General features: G+C 47.7%; 19 protein-coding genes and 1 pseudogene. All 20 read left to right on the top strand.

Annotated elements, in window-relative coordinates; translation table 11 throughout:
* Window positions 1-569 (top strand): membrane protein insertase YidC (yidC, locus tag Q0238_RS08930; RefSeq protein ID WP_297945278.1); only part of this gene is annotated, 569 nt, incomplete at its 5' end.
* Window positions 566-1,321, top strand: a complete 756-nt coding sequence (locus Q0238_RS08925) for a Jag N-terminal domain-containing protein (RefSeq protein WP_297945275.1) — start codon at window positions 566-568, stop codon at window positions 1,319-1,321. The genes yidC and Q0238_RS08925, both read left to right, overlap by 4 nt.
* A 2-nt stretch (window positions 1,322-1,323) precedes the next feature.
* A pseudogene (gene mnmE, locus Q0238_RS08920) lies at window positions 1,324-2,508 on the top strand (tRNA uridine-5-carboxymethylaminomethyl(34) synthesis GTPase MnmE); the annotation flags it as partial.
* An 84-nt stretch (window positions 2,509-2,592) separates the two neighbouring features.
* Window positions 2,593-3,072, top strand: coding sequence for a hypothetical protein (locus Q0238_RS12305; protein ID WP_363317136.1), 480 nt, complete (start codon window positions 2,593-2,595; stop codon window positions 3,070-3,072).
* Between the two features lie 59 nt (window positions 3,073-3,131).
* Window positions 3,132-4,013: a lysophospholipid acyltransferase family protein gene (locus tag Q0238_RS08915; RefSeq protein WP_297945269.1), complete on the top strand. Its 882-nt coding sequence runs from the start codon at window positions 3,132-3,134 to the stop codon at window positions 4,011-4,013.
* Complete coding sequence (locus Q0238_RS08910) at window positions 3,983-5,443, top strand: ELM1/GtrOC1 family putative glycosyltransferase (protein WP_297945266.1); 1,461 nt, start codon at window positions 3,983-3,985, stop codon at window positions 5,441-5,443. Before Q0238_RS08915 ends, Q0238_RS08910 begins: the two co-directional genes overlap by 31 nt.
* Window positions 5,440-6,516, top strand: a complete 1,077-nt coding sequence (locus tag Q0238_RS08905; RefSeq protein ID WP_297945263.1) for a glycosyltransferase family 4 protein — start codon at window positions 5,440-5,442, stop codon at window positions 6,514-6,516. Before Q0238_RS08910 ends, Q0238_RS08905 begins: the two co-directional genes overlap by 4 nt.
* Window positions 6,513-7,700 carry an O-antigen ligase family protein gene (locus Q0238_RS08900; protein ID WP_297945260.1) on the top strand — a complete coding sequence of 396 codons (1,188 nt, stop codon included), beginning with the start codon at window positions 6,513-6,515 and terminating at the stop codon, window positions 7,698-7,700. Before Q0238_RS08905 ends, Q0238_RS08900 begins: the two co-directional genes overlap by 4 nt.
* Complete coding sequence (locus Q0238_RS08895) at window positions 7,697-8,509, top strand: polysaccharide deacetylase family protein (protein ID WP_297945257.1); 813 nt, start codon at window positions 7,697-7,699, stop codon at window positions 8,507-8,509. Before Q0238_RS08900 ends, Q0238_RS08895 begins: the two co-directional genes overlap by 4 nt.
* A 106-nt stretch (window positions 8,510-8,615) precedes the next feature.
* Window positions 8,616-9,863 (top strand): O-antigen ligase family protein, encoded by a 1,248-nt coding sequence (locus tag Q0238_RS08890; protein WP_297945254.1) that lies wholly within the window; start codon window positions 8,616-8,618, stop codon window positions 9,861-9,863.
* A 12-nt stretch (window positions 9,864-9,875) separates the two neighbouring features.
* On the top strand, window positions 9,876-11,108 hold the full coding sequence (locus tag Q0238_RS08885; RefSeq protein ID WP_297945253.1) for a glycosyltransferase: 1,233 nt from the start codon (window positions 9,876-9,878) through the stop codon (window positions 11,106-11,108).
* On the top strand, window positions 11,096-12,424 hold the full coding sequence (locus tag Q0238_RS08880; RefSeq protein WP_297945250.1) for a glycosyltransferase: 1,329 nt from the start codon (window positions 11,096-11,098) through the stop codon (window positions 12,422-12,424). The genes Q0238_RS08885 and Q0238_RS08880 overlap by 13 nt, the downstream gene beginning before the upstream one ends.
* Window positions 12,421-13,428 carry a glycosyltransferase gene (locus tag Q0238_RS08875; RefSeq protein ID WP_297945247.1) on the top strand — a complete coding sequence of 336 codons (1,008 nt, stop codon included), beginning with the start codon at window positions 12,421-12,423 and terminating at the stop codon, window positions 13,426-13,428. The genes Q0238_RS08880 and Q0238_RS08875 overlap by 4 nt, the downstream gene beginning before the upstream one ends.
* Entirely contained in the window at window positions 13,425-14,216 is a 792-nt protein-coding gene (locus Q0238_RS08870) for a polysaccharide deacetylase family protein (protein ID WP_297945244.1), read from the top strand. Before Q0238_RS08875 ends, Q0238_RS08870 begins: the two co-directional genes overlap by 4 nt.
* Window positions 14,213-14,968: a glycosyltransferase family 2 protein gene (locus tag Q0238_RS08865; RefSeq protein ID WP_297945241.1), complete on the top strand. Its 756-nt coding sequence runs from the start codon at window positions 14,213-14,215 to the stop codon at window positions 14,966-14,968. Before Q0238_RS08870 ends, Q0238_RS08865 begins: the two co-directional genes overlap by 4 nt.
* 64 nt (window positions 14,969-15,032) lie before the next feature.
* Complete coding sequence (purL, locus tag Q0238_RS08860) at window positions 15,033-17,228, top strand: phosphoribosylformylglycinamidine synthase subunit PurL (protein ID WP_297945238.1); 2,196 nt, start codon at window positions 15,033-15,035, stop codon at window positions 17,226-17,228.
* A 3-nt stretch (window positions 17,229-17,231) separates the two neighbouring features.
* Window positions 17,232-18,212, top strand: coding sequence for a molecular chaperone DjiA (locus Q0238_RS08855; protein ID WP_297945235.1), 981 nt, complete (start codon window positions 17,232-17,234; stop codon window positions 18,210-18,212).
* A 461-nt stretch (window positions 18,213-18,673) separates the two neighbouring features.
* Window positions 18,674-19,705, top strand: a complete 1,032-nt coding sequence (locus Q0238_RS08850; RefSeq protein ID WP_297945233.1) for a hypothetical protein — start codon at window positions 18,674-18,676, stop codon at window positions 19,703-19,705.
* A gap of 480 nt (window positions 19,706-20,185) precedes the next feature.
* Window positions 20,186-20,776, top strand: a complete 591-nt coding sequence (locus Q0238_RS08845) for a hypothetical protein (protein ID WP_297945229.1) — start codon at window positions 20,186-20,188, stop codon at window positions 20,774-20,776.
* Window positions 20,777-20,792: 16 nt separating this feature from the next.
* Entirely contained in the window at window positions 20,793-22,331 is a 1,539-nt protein-coding gene (purH, locus tag Q0238_RS08840; RefSeq protein WP_297945226.1) for a bifunctional phosphoribosylaminoimidazolecarboxamide formyltransferase/IMP cyclohydrolase, read from the top strand.
* Window positions 22,332-22,981: the final 650 nt, after the last annotated feature.

The raw sequence follows: 22,981 nt of genomic DNA, 5'->3' as shown, positions 1-22,981 counted from the left end.
TGCTTACGCTCATCATCCGCCTAATCTTATTCCCGCTAAGCTACAAGGGAATGCTATCTATGAATAAGCTAAAAGATCTGGCGCCTAAGATGAAGGAGCTTCAGGAAAAATATAAGGACGATAAGCAAAAGCTGCAGATGCATATGATGGATCTGTATAAGAAAAACGGTGCCAATCCGATGGGCGGCTGCTTGCCAATACTGCTTCAGATACCGGTATTTTTCGCGATCTACCGCGTGCTACTTAATGCGATCGAGCTAAAGGGCGCGGAGTGGGCGCTGTGGATCCACGATCTGTCGCTTAAAGATCCATATTACATCCTGCCGATTACGATGGGAATTTTGATGTTTTTACAGCAAAAGATTACGCCGACTACATTTACCGATCCGATGCAAGAGAAGATGATGAAATTCTTGCCGCTCATTTTTACGGTATTTTTTGTGATGTTCCCTGCTGGTCTTACGCTATACTGGACGGTAAATAATTTCTGCTCCATTATCCAGCAATACGTCATTAATAAAGCCTTTGCTAGGCATAAACAAGCTCAAATAGCGGAGAAAAAATCATGATAATTGAAGCAGAAAATTTAAAAGACGCATATAATAAAGCAGCAGCTGAGCTGGGATGCTCGGTAACGCAGCTTAACGTGCGCGTGCTGCAGCATCCTAGCGGCGGATTTTTGGGCTTTTTTAAAAAAAATGCCATTATAGAAGCGGTTTTGGAGGGGGAAAAATTTAGCGAAAATCCGGAATTTAGCGCCTCTCAAAACAAAACCGGCAAAGCAGAGAAAAAGCAGGGCGACAAATCAGAGTCTCAAAGCCCGCGCACCACGCACTCTAAACATCGCAAAGAAAAGCAAAAGGGCGTTGTTACGGATGAAATTTTATCCGATATCAAAGAGAAGCTATCTGCACTTTTCAGATCAAGCGAGTTTAATATCGAAGTTAGCGATGTTAGCAAAATCGACGAAAATACCGTCTATATCAAGCTACAAGGTGAAGATAGCGCGCTGCTTATCGGTAAAGAAGGACACCGCTACAAGGCACTTTCGTATATGATTTACAACTGGATCAGCATCAGATATGATCTTGCCGTAGTTTTTGAAATCGCGGAATTTTTACAAAATCAAGAACGATTTATCGATTCTTATGTAAATGCGCTCGTGGAACGCTCCGGAAATGAGCGTATCGTCACGAAGGCTTTTGACGGCGCATTTATCAAAATTGTAGCCGATAAGCTAAAACAAGCATATCCGGATCGTTTCGTTGGTATCAAATCCACGCGTAGCGGCAAAATCGTCATCGTAGACGAAAAAAGCTAATCGTGAGCGAGACTATCGCCGCTATCGCTACGGCTCACGGCATCGGCGGAATTTGTATAGTTAGAATTTCAGGCGAGGAAGCGCTATCTATCGCTCTAAGCCTTTCACATCGCAGTTCTTTGCGCCCTCGCTATGCCACGCTTGTAAATCTTTTTGACGCGTTCGGCGAGGCGTTCGGCGAGGCGATTTTGATATATTTTAAAGCTCCGCATAGCTTTACCGGCGAGGATGTCGTAGAAGTGCAGACCCACGGCGGCTTTACGGCTTCGTCCTTGGCGTTAGATGCCGTGCTGGCTCTGGGCGCGCGCATAGCAAATCCGGGCGAGTTTAGTAAGCGAGCGTTTTTAAACGGCAAAATGGATCTTAGTAAAGCCGAAGCCATAAGCGATCTTATAAATTCGCGCTCGCAAAGTGCGGCTAAAATTTTAGCTAGAAACCTACGCGGTGAGCTAGCAGACTTCGTCGCAAATCTGCGCGCGGCTCTGGTTAAGACGCTAGCTTTTGTCGAGGTTTGCATCGACTACGCAGAGGACGATCTGCCTTCTGACGTGCTGCAAGACTCGCAAGAAATGCTTAGTCAAAATATCGCTTCGCTAGAAAAAATCACTCGCATCAGCCGCAGCCGAAGAGGGCTAATCGAGGGCTTTAAAGTAGCGATTGTGGGTAAGCCCAATGTCGGTAAATCAAGCATTTTAAATTCTATGCTGAGCTTTAGTCGCGCTATCGTGAGCGACGAAGCGGGCACTACGCGCGATCTCATCGAAGAAAGCCTGCAGATAGGCACTCATCTAATCCGTATAGTCGATACTGCAGGTATCAGACATAGCGGCTCAAAGCTCGAAAGTATCGGCATTTCATATTCGCTTCGCGCTGCAAGCGAGGCGGACGTGATTTTGGCAGTGTTTGATGCAAGTCGTGAATGGGACGCCGAGGACGCGCAGATCCTAAAAATACTGCGCGAAAAAAAAGACAAAAAAATCATCTACGTTTTAAATAAATGCGACTTGTCGTGTAAATTTCATCCTAGCGTGGAGGATCTTGACGAGGATTTAGAGGCTTTTTCTGCAAAAAATTTAGCATCCGAAAATCCCATATCAGAGAATTGCACAGCCGAAAATTTAAAGCAAAGTCATACCTGCGACGCTTCTTTAAATTCCTGCGCGCAGAATTTAAAAGCTAAAAATTTAAAGCGTGACTTAAGCGCGCAAAATTCTATTTCCGCAAATTCCGCGCCTACAAGCCAAATAGCCCTTGCGAATTCCATAAATCTGATGGAACAGAATTCCGCCGTAAAAGCGGGACTAGCGTCGCCAAATACCGAGCGCGCTACTGCAAGCTGTGCTGCGGAGGATTTTATGCAGGATGATTCCAAACAAAATTCTGCAAATTCCATCGCGCCTAATAGCTCTGCAATAAATTCCGCTAAGCAAAATACCCAAGCAAATTCCATTTTTACGCCACTTGAAATTTCTGTAAACGAGGGTGTGGATAAAATTTTAACCGCGCTGCAGAGCTACTTAAATTCTCAAAATTTCGATGGCCTTATGCTAAGCAACGAGCGGCAAATTCTATCTTGCGAGAGCGCGCTTGCAGCTCTTAAAAACGCGAGCGAGCGCCTGGCTTGCGGCGAGCTTGAGCTTTTTGCATTTGAGATAAATCGCGCGATTGAGGCGATTGCACGTATTTCGCGTCCATTTGAGCGAGATGAAATTTTAGACGAAATGTTTAGCAATTTTTGCCTCGGCAAATAGCGTTTTAGCTACTAATTAGCCAAAATTCAATATAATCTCGCATTTAAAACGAGGTCTTTATGAAGGAAAAAATCCAATATTTTTTGGCGCTGTGTCTGATAAAATTTGCAAAATTCGCGCCGAAAAGCTTCATATTCGCATTTTTCGATAAGCTCGCACTTTTTGCATCGTGGAAGCTTAGCAGGCGCGTTAAAGTCGCACAAGACAACCTTCGCGCCGCCTATCCGCAAAAAAGCGAAAGTGAGCTTCACTCTCTTTCGATCGAGAATTTTCGCAGTATCGCTAGGACGCTTACCGACACGCTTTTATTTTACAACGGCAGACTAAAATTTGATGATCTGATTTCAAATGGCGAGCAGGCGCTAGAGCGCGTCCGAAAGCTAAAAGGTGATAATCCGCACGGGATTTTGTTTTTTACTGCGCATTTTGGAAATTGGGAAATTCTAGCTAATTTTTTCGGCGCCAATGGCTTTCCTGTCTCGGTAGTTGGGCGTCGCAGCGATAATGAGTTGATCGAAGAGCGGCTCGTGGCGCCGTTTCGCGAGCGCTACGGCAATGACCTCATTTACAAGGACGATGCGATGCGCAGGCTCGTGCAGGCGCTAAAGCAGGGGCGCAACGTAGGCATTCTGCCCGATCAAAAGCCGGGCCCTAAAAATAGCCTGATTACGACCTTTTTTGGACGGCAGTGCTACACCACGAAGACTATCGCGTCGCTTTATTTGAAATTTCGTCCCGTGCTGATTCCTATCTTTGCGCGGCGCGGCGCGGATAATCGCTATGAGATCGTGATCAAGGATTTCCCGCCGCTACCTGAATGGCTAAATAAGGACGAAGCCGAGCTGTTTATCACGCAAAAGTGCAACGACATTTTCGAAGAGGTCGTGCGAACCGCGCCGCAGCAGTGGTTTTGGATACACAAACGATGGAAGATGGACTGATGGTGCGGCAAATTCTAAGAGTCGAGAGCAGACGGGACGCCATAAGAAATTTATCCGCGCCGCAGGGCTCGCGTCTTTTTGCAAAAGAGCAAAGCGTCGTAAATTTAGACAGCGCCGCGCGAGAAGGTAAAATTTTAAATCGCGAAAATTTTGTAATGATCGCCGCTGCGCGAGATTATAAAAATTCGAACTTTAAAAATTTCATATCGATTTGCGGCAGCCCCTCTTACATTTTGCGCCGCGAAAGCTTTAGAGGTAAAAATTTAAGAGCGGGCGCCTCTGGCTGGGCGTGGCGCGCAGGTCGTTGGCCGCTAAATTTTAATAGCGAAAGTTCCTGCTTAAATCCGTCCGCCGCTAAAAATCCGCGTCGCAAAGCACTCATCTTAAGCGACGGCCGCAAGGGGCACGAGAACCAAAGTATCGCATTTTGCGAGCTAAGAGGGCTTGAGTTTTGCCTTTGCAAGGTCGGCTATAAAAACAAATTTCTTAAGCTTTGCTCCTACGCGCTTGATTTTTTCGGGCTTTATTTTAAAATTTTTAAGTGCGATCTCGGAGGGGGCGACACGGCGGCGGACTGCAAAAACGGATCGAATTTAAATAGTTCCGCTCTAAACAGCCCCGCCGCGCCGGATAACGCAAATTTAGATACCGCGCCGAATGACACCAATTCAGACGCCGTATCATATAGCGCAAATTTAGACGACTCAGCAGATCGCAATTTAAATTTCGCAGATTTCGATCTGTTCGTGGGCGCGGGCTCTACGACCTATTACGCGCTGAAATTTTACGCGCGCCGATACGCAAAGCCGAGTATAGCACTAATGTATCCGAAAGGCTACCGCAAGGATTTTAGCGTCATCATCGCAGGCGCGCACGATCGCCCAAAGCCGCGCGCAAATCTTAAAATTTCGCCAGTCTCGCTTAGCTTTTCGCGCCCGCAGGGGCTGTATAAGCCGCATCGCAAATCCATCGGATTTATCATCGGCGGGCCGAATTCCTGCTTTGAGATGGGGGATGAAATTTTAAAGCAGATCGAGGGCGTGAGGGCGCAGTTTGCGGACTGCGAGTTTGCGCTAACGACCTCTCCGCGCACGCCGCAGGCTACCGAGAACGCGCTAGCTAAGCTTAGCTGGGATTACAGCGTGATTTACGGCCGCGAGCCCGTAAATCCGATCGGCGATTTTTTGGCGCAGTGCGAGTGGGTTTTTATCAGCGAGGACAGCGTCTCGATGATAAGCGAGGCCGTATCTAACGGGAGTGCGAGCGTGGCTATTTTGAGCCTAAAGCGCAAAGACGCTCATAATAAATTTGACGATTTTATAAGTGCTCTCGTTTCTTCGGGATATGCTAGGCGATACAGCGAGGGTGCGAAGCTGAAAAAGACTGCAAAGTACGATCTTGGGGCATTTGTGAGGGAGATAAAAATATGAGGGTCGTGCAAATTTTGCCAGAGCTTAACGAAGGCGGCGTCGAGCGCGGCGTAGTCGAGCTAAATAGGGAGTTTGCACGGCGCGGCATCGAAAATTTCGTTATCAGTAACGGCGGCAAATTGGCGCCAAAGATAGAAAAAGATGGCGGCGTACACGTGCAGCTCGACGTTTGCTCCAAAAATATCCTAAGCGTTGCGGCGCGCGTTTTAAAGCTACGTAAAATTTTAAGCGAGATCGCTCCCGACATCGTGCATGTCCGCTCCCGCGTGCCGGCGTGGCTGGTTAAATTTGCTCGCCCGCGTGCAAAGATCGTAAGCACCGTGCATGGGATAAATTCCGTAAATTTCTACAGCAAGATTATGACGGATGCGGACGCGATCATCTGCCCTAGCGGCTACGCGCGCGATCACGTAGTGCGAAGCTACGGCACGGATGCGGCCAAGATCACGATCATTCCGCGCGGCATCGATCTAGAAAAATTTAATCCCAAAAATTTAGACGAGCGCTTTATTGCGGAATTTAGACAGAATTTTAACCTCGCGCAGGATGATTTCATCGTCTCAAGCATTGGGCGCATCACGCAGATTAAGGATTACAAAACCCTGATCCGCGCCGCGGCTTTAGCAAGCGAACAAAAGCTTAAAATTTTGATCGTAGGCGGCGTGGGAACGGGTCGCGACGAGTATTTTTCCGAGCTAAAATCGCTCGTAGAGGGGCTTGGCCTCTGCGAGCGCGTAATTTTTATGGGCTCGCAGAGCAAGGTAGCCGAGATTTACTCGCTCTCGTCGGTCATGGTAAGTGCTTCAAGCAAGCCCGAGAGCTTCGGGCGCTCGATGGCTGAGGCGATCGCGCTGAATTGCCCGGTGATAGCGACCCGTCACGGCGGCGCGCTGGATATCGTAAGAGAGGGCGAAAACGGCTACTTTTTTGACGTAGGCGACGCGCAGGCGCTGGCGGGGCTGTTTGCTCCCGCGCGCAAGCTGAAATTTGACGGCTACGGCTACGTTTCGCAAAACTTCAGCCTAGAGCAGATGGTAGAAAAAACGATAAAGGTTTATGAGAGTTTAATATGAAAAAATTTTTTTACGAAAACGGCGCGCCTAGCGGCTGGAGAATCACATTTTTAACGCTGCTGCTTCTTTGGTGCGCGTCACTGTTTTTTAAAAACGCGGTCTATCAGATCTCCTTTGCGGCGCTAAATTTACTCTTTTTGGCGCATCTATTGTATTTTAAAAACTACGAAATTCTAAGCGAAATTTTGAAAAAAACGCGATTTATCGCGATCTGCTTCGTCTGTTTAGTGGCGACGCTAGCGATCTCAAACCTCCTAAACGAGGCGGTTATCTCAAAAAAAGCATGGCAGAGCACTATATTTTTCGTCCTTCGATACGGCGCTATATTTTTGGTGCTTTGCTATTTTTACAAGCTTAAATTTTTTGATCAAAACGCCGTTTTTGCCTTTTTGTTCGTGGGGCTTGGAATTTTATCGGCGAGCGTGATCTATCAGTTTGTAAGTAGTTCCGATGCGATCGTCTTTTCAAACAATTCCACTCGCGGAGGTCTTAGCGGAGCGCTTTCGAACCGCAATATCTTAGGGCTTTTTATGGGCTTTGGGCTCTGCCTTAGCGCGGTGGCGATACGGCGGCCTTTATCGCTTAAATTTGCGGCTCTATTTTTGTTTGCATTTTTTATGATCTTTTCATTTTCCAGAGCGGCGTGGGTCGGCGCGTTCTGCGCGCTCGCGTTTTACGGCGCGCTAAATTTAAAGAGCCTAAACAAAAAATACCTACTTTTCACGGTGGGTTTCATCGCACTTTTTGCCGTTTTGCTTGCGCTTTCGCCGTCGTTTGAGCAAAGGCTAGCCGCGCTATTTAGCGGCGATTCTTCAGGCAGGACCGTGATTTGGAGCTATATTTTAGAAATGGCGCAAGAAAAGCCTATCTTAGGCTACGGGCTGGGCTCATATATAAATTTGCCGGGCTCCCCGGTCCTTGAGCATCCTGAATACAACGCACCGCACAATATATTTTTAGAAATTTTACTTTATAGCGGCGCGCTCGGCCTCATATTTTACGGCGCGATCCTATTTAGCATTTTTAAGGAGTGCATTCAAAGTAGGCAGTTTGGGGTTCTTACGCTTCTAATCTATCTTTTGATAGATTGCCAGTTCGATCACGGCGCGTATCTGTCGAAAGAGGCGCTAAGTCTGGCTACGATTTTGAGCTTTTTGGCTTATCGCGTAAGGATCGAGCGATGATCTACGCGGCGGTTTTGGCTTTTGCGGCGCTTTTTGCGTGGTTTTGCCTGCGCTTTGCGTGGTGGGCGAAGGACCAACCTTACGAGTATCCGCGCGTGCTGATGTATCATATGATCCGCGAGCATCTGCCAAAGCGCGCCTCTAAATTTAACCGCCTGCGCGTGATCCCCGCCGCGTTTGAAAAACAGCTTGCGTGGCTGAAGCGAAACGGCTTTACGAGCTACACTCTAAGTGAGCTTGCGAGTTTGGATAGCAAGCCTGTAAAGGCGGTTTGCATTACCTTCGACGACGGGTATCGCGATAATCTTACGGGCGCCCTGCCTCTTTTGCAAAAATACGGCTTTAAGGCGACGATTTTCATCGTGAACCGGCGCTTTGACGGGAATTGGGCGACCGATAAGGATCTGAAAAAGCCAAGCGACGAGCTAAATCGCGAGGAGATGTTAAGCGACGAGGAGGTTCGCGAGCTTTTGCAAAGCGGGCTCATCGAGATCGGCTCGCATACGCTCGATCACGCAAACTTGCCTAGCTTGGACGCGGCAGAGCAGCTGCGCCAGATGAGCGAATCAAAGCGCGAAATAGAGGCGAAATTTGAGATTTCTTGCAGCGCCTTTGCCTATCCGTTCGGCTTTTACGACGAGATTAGCGTGCGCTGCGCGCGCGAGGCGGGCTTTAGCTGCGCCGTTACGACGCAAAACGACGTGTTGCGCCCACACTACTCAAATTTTGAAATTCCGCGTATCATGGTTAGCGGCAGACAGGGGCTTTTGAGCTTTATTTTGAAGATGAAGAAGGGCAGAAACAGATGAGTGTATTATAGCTGTGTCTATTTAAAGTTAGGTTTGGAGGCGCGATATAATTAGTGCCAAATATGTTAAAATTTAAAATTTTAGAATTATAAAAATTGGAGAACGGATGAGCTTATTAAATTTAGGAAATTTTTTAGATAGTATGGGTAAGAATTCTATGCAAAAACGAATATTTATATTTTTAATTTCTGTTTGGATCGTTTCAATCCCGTTTAAAAATGCTGTTTATCAAATTTCAGTTTCGCTTGTAATTTTATACTTTTTAATCTATATAGCGATGTATAGAAATTTCGCACCGTTGCGAATAAATTTGCAGAAGTGCGTGTTTCCTACTGTTGGTTTTGTTTTAATGATAATTTCTATGGTGATTTCAAATTTATTAAATCCTGAATTTCTAGCAGATAAATCATGGCATGTTACGGCGATGTTTGTCGTGCGATATACACTTGTGTTTATAATTTTAGCCTACTTTTATTCGCTTGGCTTTTTTAGTAAAAAAGAGATCATCTTGGCAGTTTTTGCATCATTTTTATTGTTAAGTTTTACTGCCATTTTTCAAATTTGTACAAATCCATCTGGAATGTTTAATCCAAGAGTAGGTCTTACCGGTAGCTTGGGTCATCATAACGCTTTAGGACTGAGTATGGGGCTTGCAGTGAGTTCTGCCATAGCGTTATTTTCATGTTGTAAAAAAATTAGCCTCGTTTTGGTTTTATATTTTGCATTTTTTATGATTTTCTCATTTTCTCGTTCAGCATGGGTAGCTAGTTTTGTTGCCGGAGTTTGTTTTATCATATTAAATTTTAAAAATTTTACTATATCGGATAAAAAAATTTTATTCCTTTTCATGCTTGTATTAATTGCTTTATTGGCAGTACTTTTTATTGAGTTTGATAGTTTTAAAGAGAGATTTGACACTCTTTTGGCTGGAGACTCCAGTAATAGGTATTTAATCTGGGATTATTCCTGGCATAGAATTTTAGAACATCCTATATTTGGTTGGGGCATAGATAGTTTTAGAAATTTGCCGGGTAGTGTCGTTCATATATCTGAGGATATGAATTCTACTCACAATATGATACTTGAAATTCTTATTTATACTGGTATAGTCGGTTTTATAGTTTCTTTATTTACGATTGTCTGCATATTTACTAGACTTTTGAAAAACGTAGCTCTTTTAGTATTGGGGATTCATTTTCTAGTGGTGACACAGTTTGATTTCAGTGTTTATGCGACAAAAGAGTTGCTGAGTTATATTACGATTTTAGTGTTTTTAGCCTATGCGGATGATTTCAAGAGCGTCAAATTCAAAGAAAAATCTCAATTTAGTAAAGATGCTATTGGTAGCATGTGAAAGTAGTTTGTAATGAAAATCGCCTATCTTTGCTGCTCCAGATTTTACGGCGGCGTCGAAAAGATCGTGATCGACTCGCTAAATGAGCTTTGCAAAAGCGAGCAGACGGCGCTAATCGTGCCCGATAGATGCGAGTTTTTGCAGCGTCTGGATGCTCGCGTGCAAATTTATGAGTACAAAAGCCGCGACAAGCGCTACAATCCGTTTTTGTTCGTTGAAATTTATCGGTTTTTACGCTCGGGCGGATTTGAAATTTTACATTCGCATGGCGCCAAAGCCGCACAGATCGGCTTCGTGGTAGAAAAATTTTTAAATCTTAAGCTTGTCGCGACCAAACACAACGACCGAAAAGCGCCCGTTTTTGATCGCGTGCAAAACGTCATCGCAGCCTCGCGCAAGGTCGCGACCACGATAAATCACGCCGCAAAGGTGATATATTTCGGTATAGAGCCGCGGCTGGAGTTTGCAAATCGTGAAATTTACATGCGCTGTAAGGACGCGGAGGGCGCTGCAGACGAAGCGCCCAAGGAAACAAAGGACGCGTCCGGCGACTCGGCTGGCACTGCGAATACGTCGCAAAATACGGCTGACGCTGCATTCGCGTCGCAAGATATGCCTGGCGGGGCGGGCGTATCGCAAGATAGGGCTTTTGATGCGGACGCATCGCAAAATAAAACTGGCAGCGTATTCGTATCGCAAAAAGGCGCAAACGCGGCGGCGGAAAATTTTAAATTTAGCATCGTCGCGGTCGGCAGGCTCGATAAGATCAAGGGCTTTGATCTTTTGATCCACGCCGCAAGCGAGCTGAAATTTGATTTCGAGTTTAAAATTTACGGTCAGGGCGGCGAGAGGCAAAATTTGCAAAATTTAATCGATTCGCTAAATTTGCAGGACCGCGTGCGGCTATGCGGTTTTTGCGACGACGTCGCGGCGGCTCTGAGCGCGTCGCACCTGCACGTCATCAGCTCGCGCAAGGAGGGCTTTCCGGTGATTTTGATCGAAGGTATTTTTTATTCGCCCGTGCTGATATCTACCCGCGTGGGCGGAATTTCGGAAATTTTAAGCGAAGAGTTTTTGTATGAACCGGCGAATCTAGGCGCTAAAATCGATGAAATTTACCGCACTTACGGCAAATACGCACGGGCTTTTGCGCAAAAACACGCCAAGTTCAAGCAAACTTTGACGCTGCAAAATTATATTAGCTCGCTTAAAAATTATTACGAGGAGCTGTTATGCGAAGCCTAAAGATCGTGCATTGCGGCATTTTCAACGAATACGACGACGGCAGTTTTTTCTACGGCATGGAGCGCAAGATCAGCCACGGGCTCGTTCGCGGCGGGCACTTCGTCTATGATTTTAGCTACCGCGATTGGGAGCGGAGCCTGCGTTTTTGCGGGCTGAAAAACAGCGGCTTAAAAAAGATGAACGCCAAGCTCGTGCACATCTGCGAAAACATCGGCGCCGATCTGCTTCTAATCGGCAAGGGCGAAAAAATTAGTCTTAGCGCGCTGCAGGCGATAAAATCGGCACTTCCTAAGATTAAAATCGCGATCTGGTATGTCGATCATCTGCAAGAAAAACGGGAATTTTTTGAAAAGCTAAGCTTCATCGACGTGTTTTTTTGGGCGAATGCGCTGAAGCTGCGCGATCTTTCGGCAAGATACGGCGCGAAATTCGCCTTTTTTCCAAATATCTCCGACGCGGCGTTTGATAGACACCTAGACGCTGCTAAAACGACCGACGTGATCTACATAGCGCGCGATTATCAAGAGGACGTGAGGTATAAATTTGCGCTTTTGCTGCGCGATTTTTGCGAAAAAGAGGGGCTTAGGCTTAAAATTTTTGCGAGCCTCAGCGCGCCTGCCGTATTCGGCGATAAATTTCATCGCGAGATCGCGGCTGCGAAGATCGCGATAAATTTTAATCGCGACGACGAACTTGAGTGCGCGTGCGCTCATAAATTGCTCGGCGCGAGCGACCGCATGGCGCAGTTTTTAGGATGCGGTGTCTGCACTTTTAGCCCCAAGATCGCGGGGTTTGAGCGGCTTTACGAGGATGGCTCGGAGATAGTTTATTTTGACAGTCCTGCGGATTGCTTTTCAAAGATCAAATGCCTTCTTTCTAGCGGCGAATACGCGCACATCGCGCAGCGCGGCAGAGCCAAGACGCTAAAGATCGCAAACGCCGCCCGAGTGGCAAAATTTATGCTTGAGACGATCTTTGAAGAGAGCTTTGACACGGATTTAAAAAATGCGGATAGCGACGACTGCAGTAAAGTTGGTGGCGAGCTTGGAGAGAGATATGATAGCCGTAGCGAAGGCGGAAAAATTTACGGTAAAAAGGGTGATGAAAAACTAAAATTTAATGACGAGACTCACGCAGTAGGTTGCGAAGACAATGGTAAGGACGATAAAATTGGTGCCAAAATTTGCGGTGAAATTTACGGAGACGGCAAATATTGCGACGGCCGTGGCGAAAAGGATAAAAGCGATCGGAGCGATTTTTACAGCGAGCCTTACGAATGGCGCGAGTTTATTTATAAGAAAGGGCGAGCGATATGAAAATTCTACATACGCTACAATGGAAGCAGTTCGCTGGAACAGAGAAAGTCTGCGTCGATCTGTGTAATGAAATGGCAAAAACTAATGAGGTATTTTTGCTAAGCGACGAAAAGATTGCACCATATTTGAGTGAACGCGTAAATTTAATCAAATTTAATTTCGAGCATAATAGATATAATCCATTGTTTTTACTACAGACAGCACAGCTTTTAATTAAAATTTCACCAGACATAATTCATTGTCACAATACAAAAGAAATTGAAATAATGTATCGCGCACGGAATTTAGCACGATTTTTAGGCTCTAGGAAAATCGGAGTGGTGGCTACGAAGCATACTTTGCAGGTGAAGAAAAATTATAAACTAGCTGATCTATGCGTGGCGGTGTTAGAGGATACGAAAGAAATTTTGCCTACAAACTCCATAATCATCAAAAATGCGATGGCGTATAAAAAACCAAAAAAAAGGGGGGGGAGAGAATATAGAAGTAATAAATTTAGTATCATTTCAGCCGCCAGGTTATCTGCGCCCAAGGGTATGGATATAATAATAAAGGCTTTGGCGGATGTAAATTTTGACTTTGAATGCACAATATTCGGTAGTGGTGAAGAAGAGGAGAATTTAAAGGATTTAATAAAAGAATTAGGCTTGGAAGAAAAGATAAATATTGCAGGCTTTACGGATCATTTGCAAGATTATTTAAGTGCTTGTAATCTACAAATCATTGCGTCTGCATTTGAGGCTTATGGGTTAACGGCAATCGATGGCGTATATTATTCGCCGCTTTTAATCTCTACTGCAGTGGGTATTTGCACCGAAATTTTACCCAAAGAGCTGCTGTTTGAAAGAGATATTTTGTCACTACGGCGTAAACTAAACGAAGTATATGAGAATTATGAAGAATTTAAGGCGATTTTTTCTAAAGTAAAGGAAAAATGCAAAGGAGAATTCGATATGTCTAACGTTGTAAATCAATACATCAAAGCTTACAAGAGCTTGCTATGACCTATTTTGTGGCTTTTCTGATCTTTGCCGCCGCAGCGGGCGTTTCGCTGCGGTATAACTGGTGGCGGATCCCGCAGGGCTGGCATAAGGCGCGGGTGCTGATGTATCATAGCGTAGAGGAGCACAAGGGCGATAAATTCGACAAATGGCGTCTAAGACCCGCCGATTTTGAAAGACAGATCGCGTGGCTTGCGAAAAACGGCTTTGAAAGCTTTAAGTTTAGCGAGCTTATCGCGCTAGAGCGGCTGCCTAAAAAGGCTGTTTGCATCACATTCGACGACGGGTTTGAAAATAATTTTACTAGCGCCTTTGAAATTTTGAAAAAATACGATTTCAAAGCGAGCATATTTTTGGTGCCGGACGCCGTGCAAAACGACTGGGAGCACGCCAACACCGCTCATCTCGCGCGGATGCTGAGCGAGGAGCAAATTTTAAAAATGCAAGCAAGCGGGCTGGTGGAGTTTGGCGCGCATACGATGCACCACGTAAATTTAGACCTTACCTACGCGAGCGATCCGCAGCTCGCAGCAGATGAGATCATCACGTCCAAAGCTCGCGTAGCAAGTATTTGCGGACGGCCGTGCGAGGTGTTTGCCTACCCGTACGGTAAATTTAACGACGAAATTTTAAATATCGCCAGATCAAATTTCAAAGGCGCGGTAGTCGTCAAGCGCGGACTTTACGAGGCGGGCGACGACAGACACGCCGTAAAGCGTATCGGCATTTTGGGCACGGAGGGGTTTTTTGATTTTTGGTTGAAATTTACGAGGATAAGGAACAAACTATGATTAAAGCATCCGTTTATGCGATAGTGATGAATGAGGAGCGCCACATCGAGCGTATGCTGCGTAGCGTGGCGGATTTCGCCGAGATCATAATCGTCGATAGCGGCAGCACCGATGCTACGCTGCAAATCGCGCGTAAATTTACCGATAAAATTTACCACCACGATTGGCAGGGCGAGGGGGTGCAGAAAAACTACGCATTTTCGCTCTGCGGCAACGAATGGGTGCTAAATCTCGACGGCGACGAGGAGGTAAGCCCTGAACTAAAGGGCGAGATAGAGGAGTTTATGAGCCAGAGCGATTACTCGGCGCTGGATATTAAATTTCATGAATACTCGCTAGGGCGCAGATGCTCCGATCTAGTGCGTAAAAACACCCACATCCGCTTCTTTCGTAAGGAGTGCGGCGAGTATAAAAATATGGGGGTGCACGCGCAAATTTCGATCATAAAAGGCGCGGTGAAAAAGAGCAAATTTTGCATCAACCATTTTAGCGAAAAGCCGATCGCCGAGCTCGTTATGAAAAATAACAACTACTCTACGCTGCGCGCGCAGGGGGATTTTGAGAAGGGCAAAAAGCCGAGCCTTGCGAAGCTTTTGCTGATCTATCCGTTTGCGTTTTTTAAATCATACATTTTGCGCAGATCGCTTTTTGACGGGCGCAAGGGATTTATCACGGCAAATATTAACGCATTTTACGCGTTTTTAAAAGAGGCGAAACTTTACGAGAAGTATCTTAAAAAGGGCGAAGATTAATCGAAATGATAGAAAATTTTAGCTATCATAAGGGCCTAAATTTAACGGCGAAAAGGGCGAAAAAATGGATAAAAAAGTAGTAGCGGCACATAAAATTTCAGACGAAGAATATGAAAAAATTTTAAAAATTTTAGGTCGCGAGCCGAATCTGCTCGAGCTTGGGATTTTTAGCGCGATGTGGAGCGAGCACTGCAGCTACAAATCGAGCAAAAAATACTTAAGCGGCTTCCCGACCAAGGCGCCTTGGGTCATCCAGGGCCCCGGCGAAAACGCAGGCGTTATCGACATCGGCGGCGGTATGGCTGCGGTTTTTAAGATGGAAAGCCACAACCACCCTAGCTTCATCGAGCCTTTTCAGGGGGCTGCGACCGGCGTGGGCGGGATACTGCGCGACATCTTTACGATGGGCGCGCGCGTCAAGGCCAATATGAACTCGCTTCGTTTCGGCGAGGTGCGAGGAAGAAGCGAGAATGCACGAAAGCAGCGCTATCTGCTTAAAGGCGCGGTCGCGGGCATAGCGCACTACGGCAACTGCATGGGTATCCCTACGATAGGAGGCGAGACGAGCTTTGATAAGAGCTTTGACGGCAACATTTTAGTTAACGCCTTTGCTCTGGGTATCGTTAAAAAGGATGAAATTTTCTACGGCAGAGCCGAAGGCGTCGGCAATAGCGTGATCTACGTGGGCTCCAAAACCGGGCGCGACGGGCTCGGAGGAGCCGTGATGGCGAGCGATAGCTTTAATGACGCAAACAAATCTCTGCGTCCGACCGTGCAGGTGGGTGATCCGTTCGCCGAAAAGCTGCTGATGGAGGCGTGCTTGGAGCTTTTTAAAACAGATTACGTCGTGGGTATCCAGGATATGGGTGCCGCGGGGCTTACTTCAAGCAGCTTTGAGATGGCGGGGCGCAGCGGTAGCGGCATGAGGTTAAGCTTAGACAAGGTGCCGATGCGCGAGGAGGGGATTAGCCCGTATGAGCTGATGCTAAGCGAGAGCCAGGAGCGCATGCTAATCTGCGCCAAAAAGGGCTGCGAGGAGAAAATCAAAGAAATTTTTGCCAAATGGGATCTTGATGCCGCCGTCATCGGCGAGGTGACGGATAGCGGCAAGATGGAGCTTTTTTGGCACGGCGAGCTAGCGGGCGTCATTCCGATCGAGCCGCTTAGCGAGGCTGCGCCCGTGCTGGATCGCCCGATAAAAGAGCCTGCATATATGGCGCAGATCGCGCAACAAAATTTATGCGGCTGCGGCGCAAGCGAGCGCGAGCTGGACGCGGCGTTTGATAAAATTTTTGGGGACCCCGAAGTGCTAAATAAATCCTACATCTACGATCAATACGACGCCAACGTAGGGCTAAACTCCGCCAAGCGTCCAGGCATGCTGGGTGCTGCGGTGATGCGCGTTAAGCAAAACGGCGTCAAGCTCGCGATGGCTGCGGACTGCAACACGCGGATGAATTACGTCCATCCTCGCATAGGCGCGGCGCTCGCGGTAGCATCGGCAGGGCGAAAGGTCGCTATGAGCGGCGCGACGCCTCTAGCCATCACCGATTGCCTGAACTACGGTAATCCGCAAAATCCCGAGGTTATGTGGCAGTTCGCGCAGGGCTGCGAGGGGATCAAACAGGCTTGCGCCGCGCTAAATACCCCGGTCATCAGCGGCAACGTAAGCCTTTATAACGAAACAGGCGGCGTTAGCATCCAGCCCACTCCCGCGATCGTATGCGTGGGAACGAATGAGGGCGAGATCATCCCTAGCGATTTTTGCGCTAGCGGCGTGAGCGTCTATCTGGTAGGCGATACGAAGGGCGTCTTTGCGGGCTCGCTTTATATGAAAGCGGTGGAAAATCGCGTCGCAGGCAGCCTGCCTGAGTTAAATTTAAAGGCAGAGCGTGCGCTGTGGGACTTCGCGATCGAGGCGGGCAGGAGTAGGGTTTTGGAATTTGCAAACTCAGTAGGAATCGGCGGCGTGGCGATCACGCTTGCGAAGATGGCGTGCGTGGGCGGCGTAGGCGGCGAATTTGAGATGAGTTGCGATGATAGCAGAGATATTTTCGACGAGAGCTTTTCGCGCGCGATTTTCGGCGTCCGCGACGAGGCGAAATTTAAAGAGCTGGCCGCAAAATACGGGCTAAGCTTGATGCGTCTAGGCACCAGCGGCGGCGAAACGTTTCGTATAAATTCCGTCCGTAAAAAGCTCGCTGCGCTAAAAGAAATTTACTTCGGCGAGTTTGCCAAGATCGTAAAGAGCGAAGATTAGCGCGTGCTTAGCATCATATTTCTTTTAATTGCGCTATATATTTTCGCTCAGATCGGCGGGGCTTTCGGCAACTCCGGCTATCGCGGCAAGGCGCAAATGCAGCTAGGAGAGGCTAAAATTTTAGTAGCGCTTCTAGCCAAGGTCGCCAAAAGCGACGGGCACGTAAGCGAGTCCGAAGCCGCGATGATAAGCGAAATTTTAGACGATTTGGTGCGCCAAATGGGCGCCGGCGAACGCGAACGCGAGGCACTGAAGCTCGTTTATAAGCTCGAGAAAGAAAACCTCGCAAACGTGCGCGAGCTTGCCGAAAAATATAACCAAACCTACCGCCCGAGCCCGAGCCGCAAAACGGGGCTAATCTATTTCTTTTTAAATTTAGCCTATGTCGATCGCGGTTTTAGCGCGGCAGAGCGGCGCACGATCTCGCAGATCTGCGACGGATTGGGCTTGCCCGAGCATATCCAAAGCCAGATGTTTGCGACCTTTGAGCGCAGCTTTTACGGCACATATTACGAAAACGGCGGCGCGCAAAGCGATTCCGCTTACGACGAATACGACGGCTATAGCACAAGAAGCGGCGGATATTGGGACAAATACGGCGGCAGAAGCACCGGCGGTTACGGAAGCAGCAGTTATGGCGGCGGCGCCGGCTACGGATATAGCGGCTCGGCGGGTTCGGGCTACGGAGGCTCGCAAAGCTCGGGCGGTTCATACGGCGGGTATTCGAGTGGATATGGCGGCTATTCGGGCGGCTCGCAAGGCTCCGCCAAAAGCAAAAGAGATCCGTATGAAATTTTGGGGCTTTCTAAGGACGCTACGTTTAGTGAGATCAAGAAAAAATATCGCGAACTCGTGAAAAAATACCACCCCGACATCCTGATGGGCAAGGGCGCGGACGAGGAGATCATCCAGGAGGGCACGAAGAGGCTTCAGGAGATCAACGAGGCGTATAAAATTTTAAAGGAGCGCTTCGGCGAGAAGTAGGGCGAGCAAATTTTAAAATTTGAGGGCGTAAAACGCCTTGAAATTTTAAGGTGGATCGCGATACGGCGGCAAGGTGCGGCGAAGGAATTTTAAGGCGCGATATCGCAATATGCGCGGCGTGCGAAAATTTCAGGTCGCGCAAGAGCACCGAGCTTGTTTGCCGAAATTTGTGTCGCGAGAGATTGGGTGCGGCGCGGCAGTGAAATTTCAAAGCGTGCGGCACAGTTAAATTTGTATCTAAATTTTAAAATTCCAAGCTCGTAAGACCTGCAGGGCGCTTAATACAGCCTTGATGCACATCGTGCAGGCAGTCTAGCATGCGGCACGAGAATTTTAAGCGCAAGATAAAGGCGGCAAATATAGTATGCGCGAATGTTGAAATTTTAATATGCGATAGCGTTAAGGCTGTTTGTTATTTATGAAATAAAATTTTAAAACCAAACTAACACGAAAGGAAAAACATGGGATTTTTATCCAAAGACGAAGAGCCGCAGAAGCAGGGCGCCAAAAAGGCGGCGAAGCAACCGCCGATCTTGATGAAGCAAACGCAAGAGGTGATCACCAATATCGAGAAATATCTGGGCGCGCCGCTGCTTACTTACTTCAATTCGGGCGCAGGTAGCGTCTGCGGTAACGACGCGATCAGTATCAACGACCACCTAAAGGGCAAGCATTTCGAAAAGCTCTACCTTTACATCAAATCTGACGGCGGCAGCGGTATCGCATCGCTTAAGATCGTCTCGATCCTGCGCAACCACTGCGACGAGCTGATCGCGCTGGTGCCGGCAAACTGCGCTTCGGCGGCTACGATGATGGCGCTTGGGGCGAATAAAATTTTAATGGGGCCGCTAGGATACCTAACGTCGGTCGATACTTCGCTGCGACACGAGCTTTCGCCGGTTACGAACACCAACGACCAAGCCAACGTCTCGATGGACGAGTTAAGCCGCGTGGTTAAGCTTTGGAAAAATAACGAGCGCCCGAACGACGAGAACCCGTACAAAGAACTTTACAAATATATCCATCCGCTCGTTTTCGGCGCCATCGATCGCGCAAGCAGCCTGTCGCTTAAAATTTGCCGCGAAATTCTGCGCTACCACTTCGAAGATGAGCAAAAGATCGCCTTTATCAGCGACAAGCTAAACAGCGGCTATCCGTCGCACGACTATCCGATCTTATTCAGAGAGGCTAACGAGCTTGGGCTTCAGGTCGAGAAGATGGATACGCGCCTAAGCGAGATGCTTCAAATTTTAAACGAGCTCTACGCCGAGATGGGGCAGCGCACCTTTACCGACTTCGATGAGAACAACTACCACGACAACAATATCGCCAATATCATCGAAATTTCGGGATGTCAGATCTACTATCAGATCGATAAGGATTGGTTTTACCGTGAGGAGGAGAAGCGCTGGATCGTGCTAAACGACGAGAGCTCTTGGCGTAAAAACGAACTCGACGGCAAAAATATCAAAAACAGCATCTATTATATTTAGTGCGGTTTTTGGGTCTCGTGCCGCTTTAAATTTGCGGCTTATAAAATTTAAATCGGCGCGTAAAATTTAAACGAGCAGCAGCGGCAAGGTGCGATTGATGATGACATAGCCGCGCTTATGGACGAGCTGGAAAATAGGATGTGCAAATAAATTTAAAATTTTAAAAACGGCAAGAGGAGGCGCCAATCTAACTTGGCGATAAAAGCTGCGCCGCGAATTTTAAATTTAGCCGGTTCGCGCAGGTCCTTGCGGCTAAATTTGCGCTGCGGTTTAAATTTACGTTTTGCGCGCGGCTTTTAAATTTAACCTTTGCAAGCGGCGCAGAATTTTAAAATTTACGTCTGCGCTAGCAAAGCGGCGGCATTTGAAAAGCAAATTTAAAATTTGCGCGCCGTAAATGCGGTAAATTTAGCAAATTTCGCTTTGCCGATTTCCGCTTCATAAATTTGGCAAAATTTTAGAATTTAAAGGGTTTTTGCGATGAAATTTTTTATCTCGTCTCTGTTTTTGGCTCTGTCGCTGCTCGGCTGCGCGGGCAAAAACTCGCCCGCAAGCGATAAAACCTACGTTCTTTCAAGCGAGCTTGGGGATACGAAATACGCTCTTTACGGCGGCAATCTCTACGAAAACGGCACGATTTTAGGCCCTTACGAAACGCGAGGCGATGCAAAGCTTGCGATTTTAGGCGGTAGCGGCGCAAATTTAGACGCAAACGCAAAGCTCATAAAACTATATTTTTTCGAACGCAGATACGGCGCGATCTACGCCGTAAGCCACAAAAACGGGGTCTGCACCGAGTACAATAAGGGAAATTTCGTAGATTTTCAAATTTTATTTAATATTTTTCAAAGCAAAGAGTGGTTTAATTATAGCGGCGGTATTTCCCCGGGCGGCGAGAAGCTAAAAGAGCTGGGTTCGGCGCGTATGGCGAAATTTAAAGACACAAAGCTCGGCGCAGCATATGAAAAGACGAGGCGCGAGTATCAAAAGGCTCGCCGCGAGGCGATTTTGTATTTTCAGCTTAACGCAAACGATATGCGCGAGCTGATTTTTAAAAAACTATGCGAATAAATCAAAAGGAGAAAAGATGAGAGCGTTAATCAGCGTAAGCGATAAGAAGGGCGTCGTAGAGTTTGCTCGCGGGCTGCAGAGGCTCGGATTTGAAATTTTAAGCACGGGCGGCACGCATAAACTGCTTTTGCAAAATGGCGTGAAAGCAGCGGAAGTGAGCGAGTACTCGGGCTCGCCCGAGATGTTTGAGGGGCGGGTTAAGACCCTGCATCCAAAGATCCACGGCGGAATTTTGTATAAGCGAAACGATGCAAATCACGTAAGCCAAGCCGCGCAGCACGGCATCGGCGGCATCGATCTCGTGTGCGTAAATTTATATCCTTTTAAAGCGACCGTAGCCCGCACCGACGATTTTTCCGAGATTATCGAAAATATCGACATCGGCGGCCCCGCGATGGTGCGCTCGGCAGCTAAGAATTTTGCTAGCGTCTATGTCGTTACCAGCCCACTTGATTACGACGCAGTTTTGCAAAATTTAAGCAGCGCGGACGAGAGCGAGAAGCTGAAATTTAGGCAAAATTTAATGATAAAAGCTTACGAGCACACCGCAGCCTACGACGCGATGATCGCAAACTATATGAACGAGCGCTTTAACGGCGGCTTCGGCGCGAAAAAATTTATCACGGGCAGCAAGGTATTCGATACTCGCTACGGCGAAAATCCGCATCAAAAGGGCGCGCTGTACGAGTTCGAGGACTTTTTTAGCAAGCACTTTAAGAGCCTAAAGGGCGAGGCGAGCTTTAACAATATGACCGATATGCACGGCGCGCTGATGCTCGCTAGCAGCTTCGGGGAGGCGCCTGCGGTAGCGATCTGCAAGCACGCCAATCCATGCGGCTTTGCCGTGAAGGGAAGCCTGCTTGAAAGCTACGTAGAGGCGCTAAAATGCGACCCCGTCTCGGCATACGGCGGCGTCGTGGCGATAAACGGCGTTTTGGACGAGGAGCTAGCGCATAAGATCAATGAAATTTTTGTCGAGGTTATCCTTGCTGCCCGCGTCACGTCCGCAGCGCTTGCGGTATTTGAAAAGAAAAAGCGCATCAAAATTTTCGAGCAGGGCGGGGAGTTTTTAATTCGCGAAAACGACAAGTATGATTTTAAATTCATTGACGGCGGCTTCGTATATCAGCAGCGCGACTACGTGGGCGCGGACGAGGTCGCAAACGCTCGCTGCGTCACGGGGCGCGCGGCGAGCCAGAGCGAGATGGATGATCTAAAAATCGCGTGGCAGATCGCCGCTCTCACGAAGAGCAACTGCGTGGTTTACGTCAAAAATCGCGCGATGGTCGCGATCGGCATGGGTATGACGAGCCGCGTGGACGCCGCGCGTGCGGCAGTGGCAAAGGCTCGCGACGTGGGCGTCGATCTGCGCGGCTGCGCGCTTGCCAGCGAGGCGTTTTTTCCGTTTAAAGACAGCATCGAGATCGCCCATGCTGCGGGCGTCGCGGCGGTGGTGCAGCCCGGCGGCAGCATCCGCGACGATGAAGTGATCGCAAGCGCCGACGAGTTTGGCATGGCGATGTATTTTACCGGCGTGCGCCACTTTTTGCACTAAAATTTGCTCGCCTGCGGTGGAGGCGAATTTCGTTGCTCGCTGCGTAGCTTTTTATGTCGTTGCAAATCTTAAAAACCGCGCCGGAGCGGATCTCGTTGCTCGTTTCGTAGCGGTGCGGCGCAATTTAAATTTAATCACTCGCCGCCCCTGAATGGTCGCTAAAATTTTATCTCGCGGCGGCGACGCGTAAATTTTAAATTTAATCGGCAGAATGCTAGGTTTGCCGCTATGTCCGCGTGGTTTAGTGTAAATTTATCGGTTTAAATTTACAAAGGTTGCTCGGTTGCGTTTTGCTAGGAATTTTAAAATTTACGCAAGTTCATGGGCTTCGTTGCGCCATAAATTTTAAAATTTACGCAGATAGCGCGGCGTGCGCGGCTTGGGCGAATGTTTTATTACGACGCGCGATTTCGGCCAGCCTTAGCGCGGTTTTATTACGGCACGTAACTTAGCGGTAAATTTTTGCCGTAGCCTCAAAATTTTTAGGCAAATTTTACCGCGCCGCGCTCAAGCGTCTTTAAATTTCGCCGTTTAGTTGCAAATATCAAGCTCGGCAAAATTTCACTCTCATTTCATTTATGGATTGTAAAATTGTGCAAAATTTAAAACGAAAGGATCAAAATGAAAATTTCTAAAGTTTTAATCTGCCT

Source organism: uncultured Campylobacter sp., assembly GCF_938045775.1.
Classification (GTDB): Bacteria; Campylobacterota; Campylobacteria; order Campylobacterales; family Campylobacteraceae; genus Campylobacter_B.
This window is presented reverse-complemented; position numbering and strand designations above follow the sequence as displayed.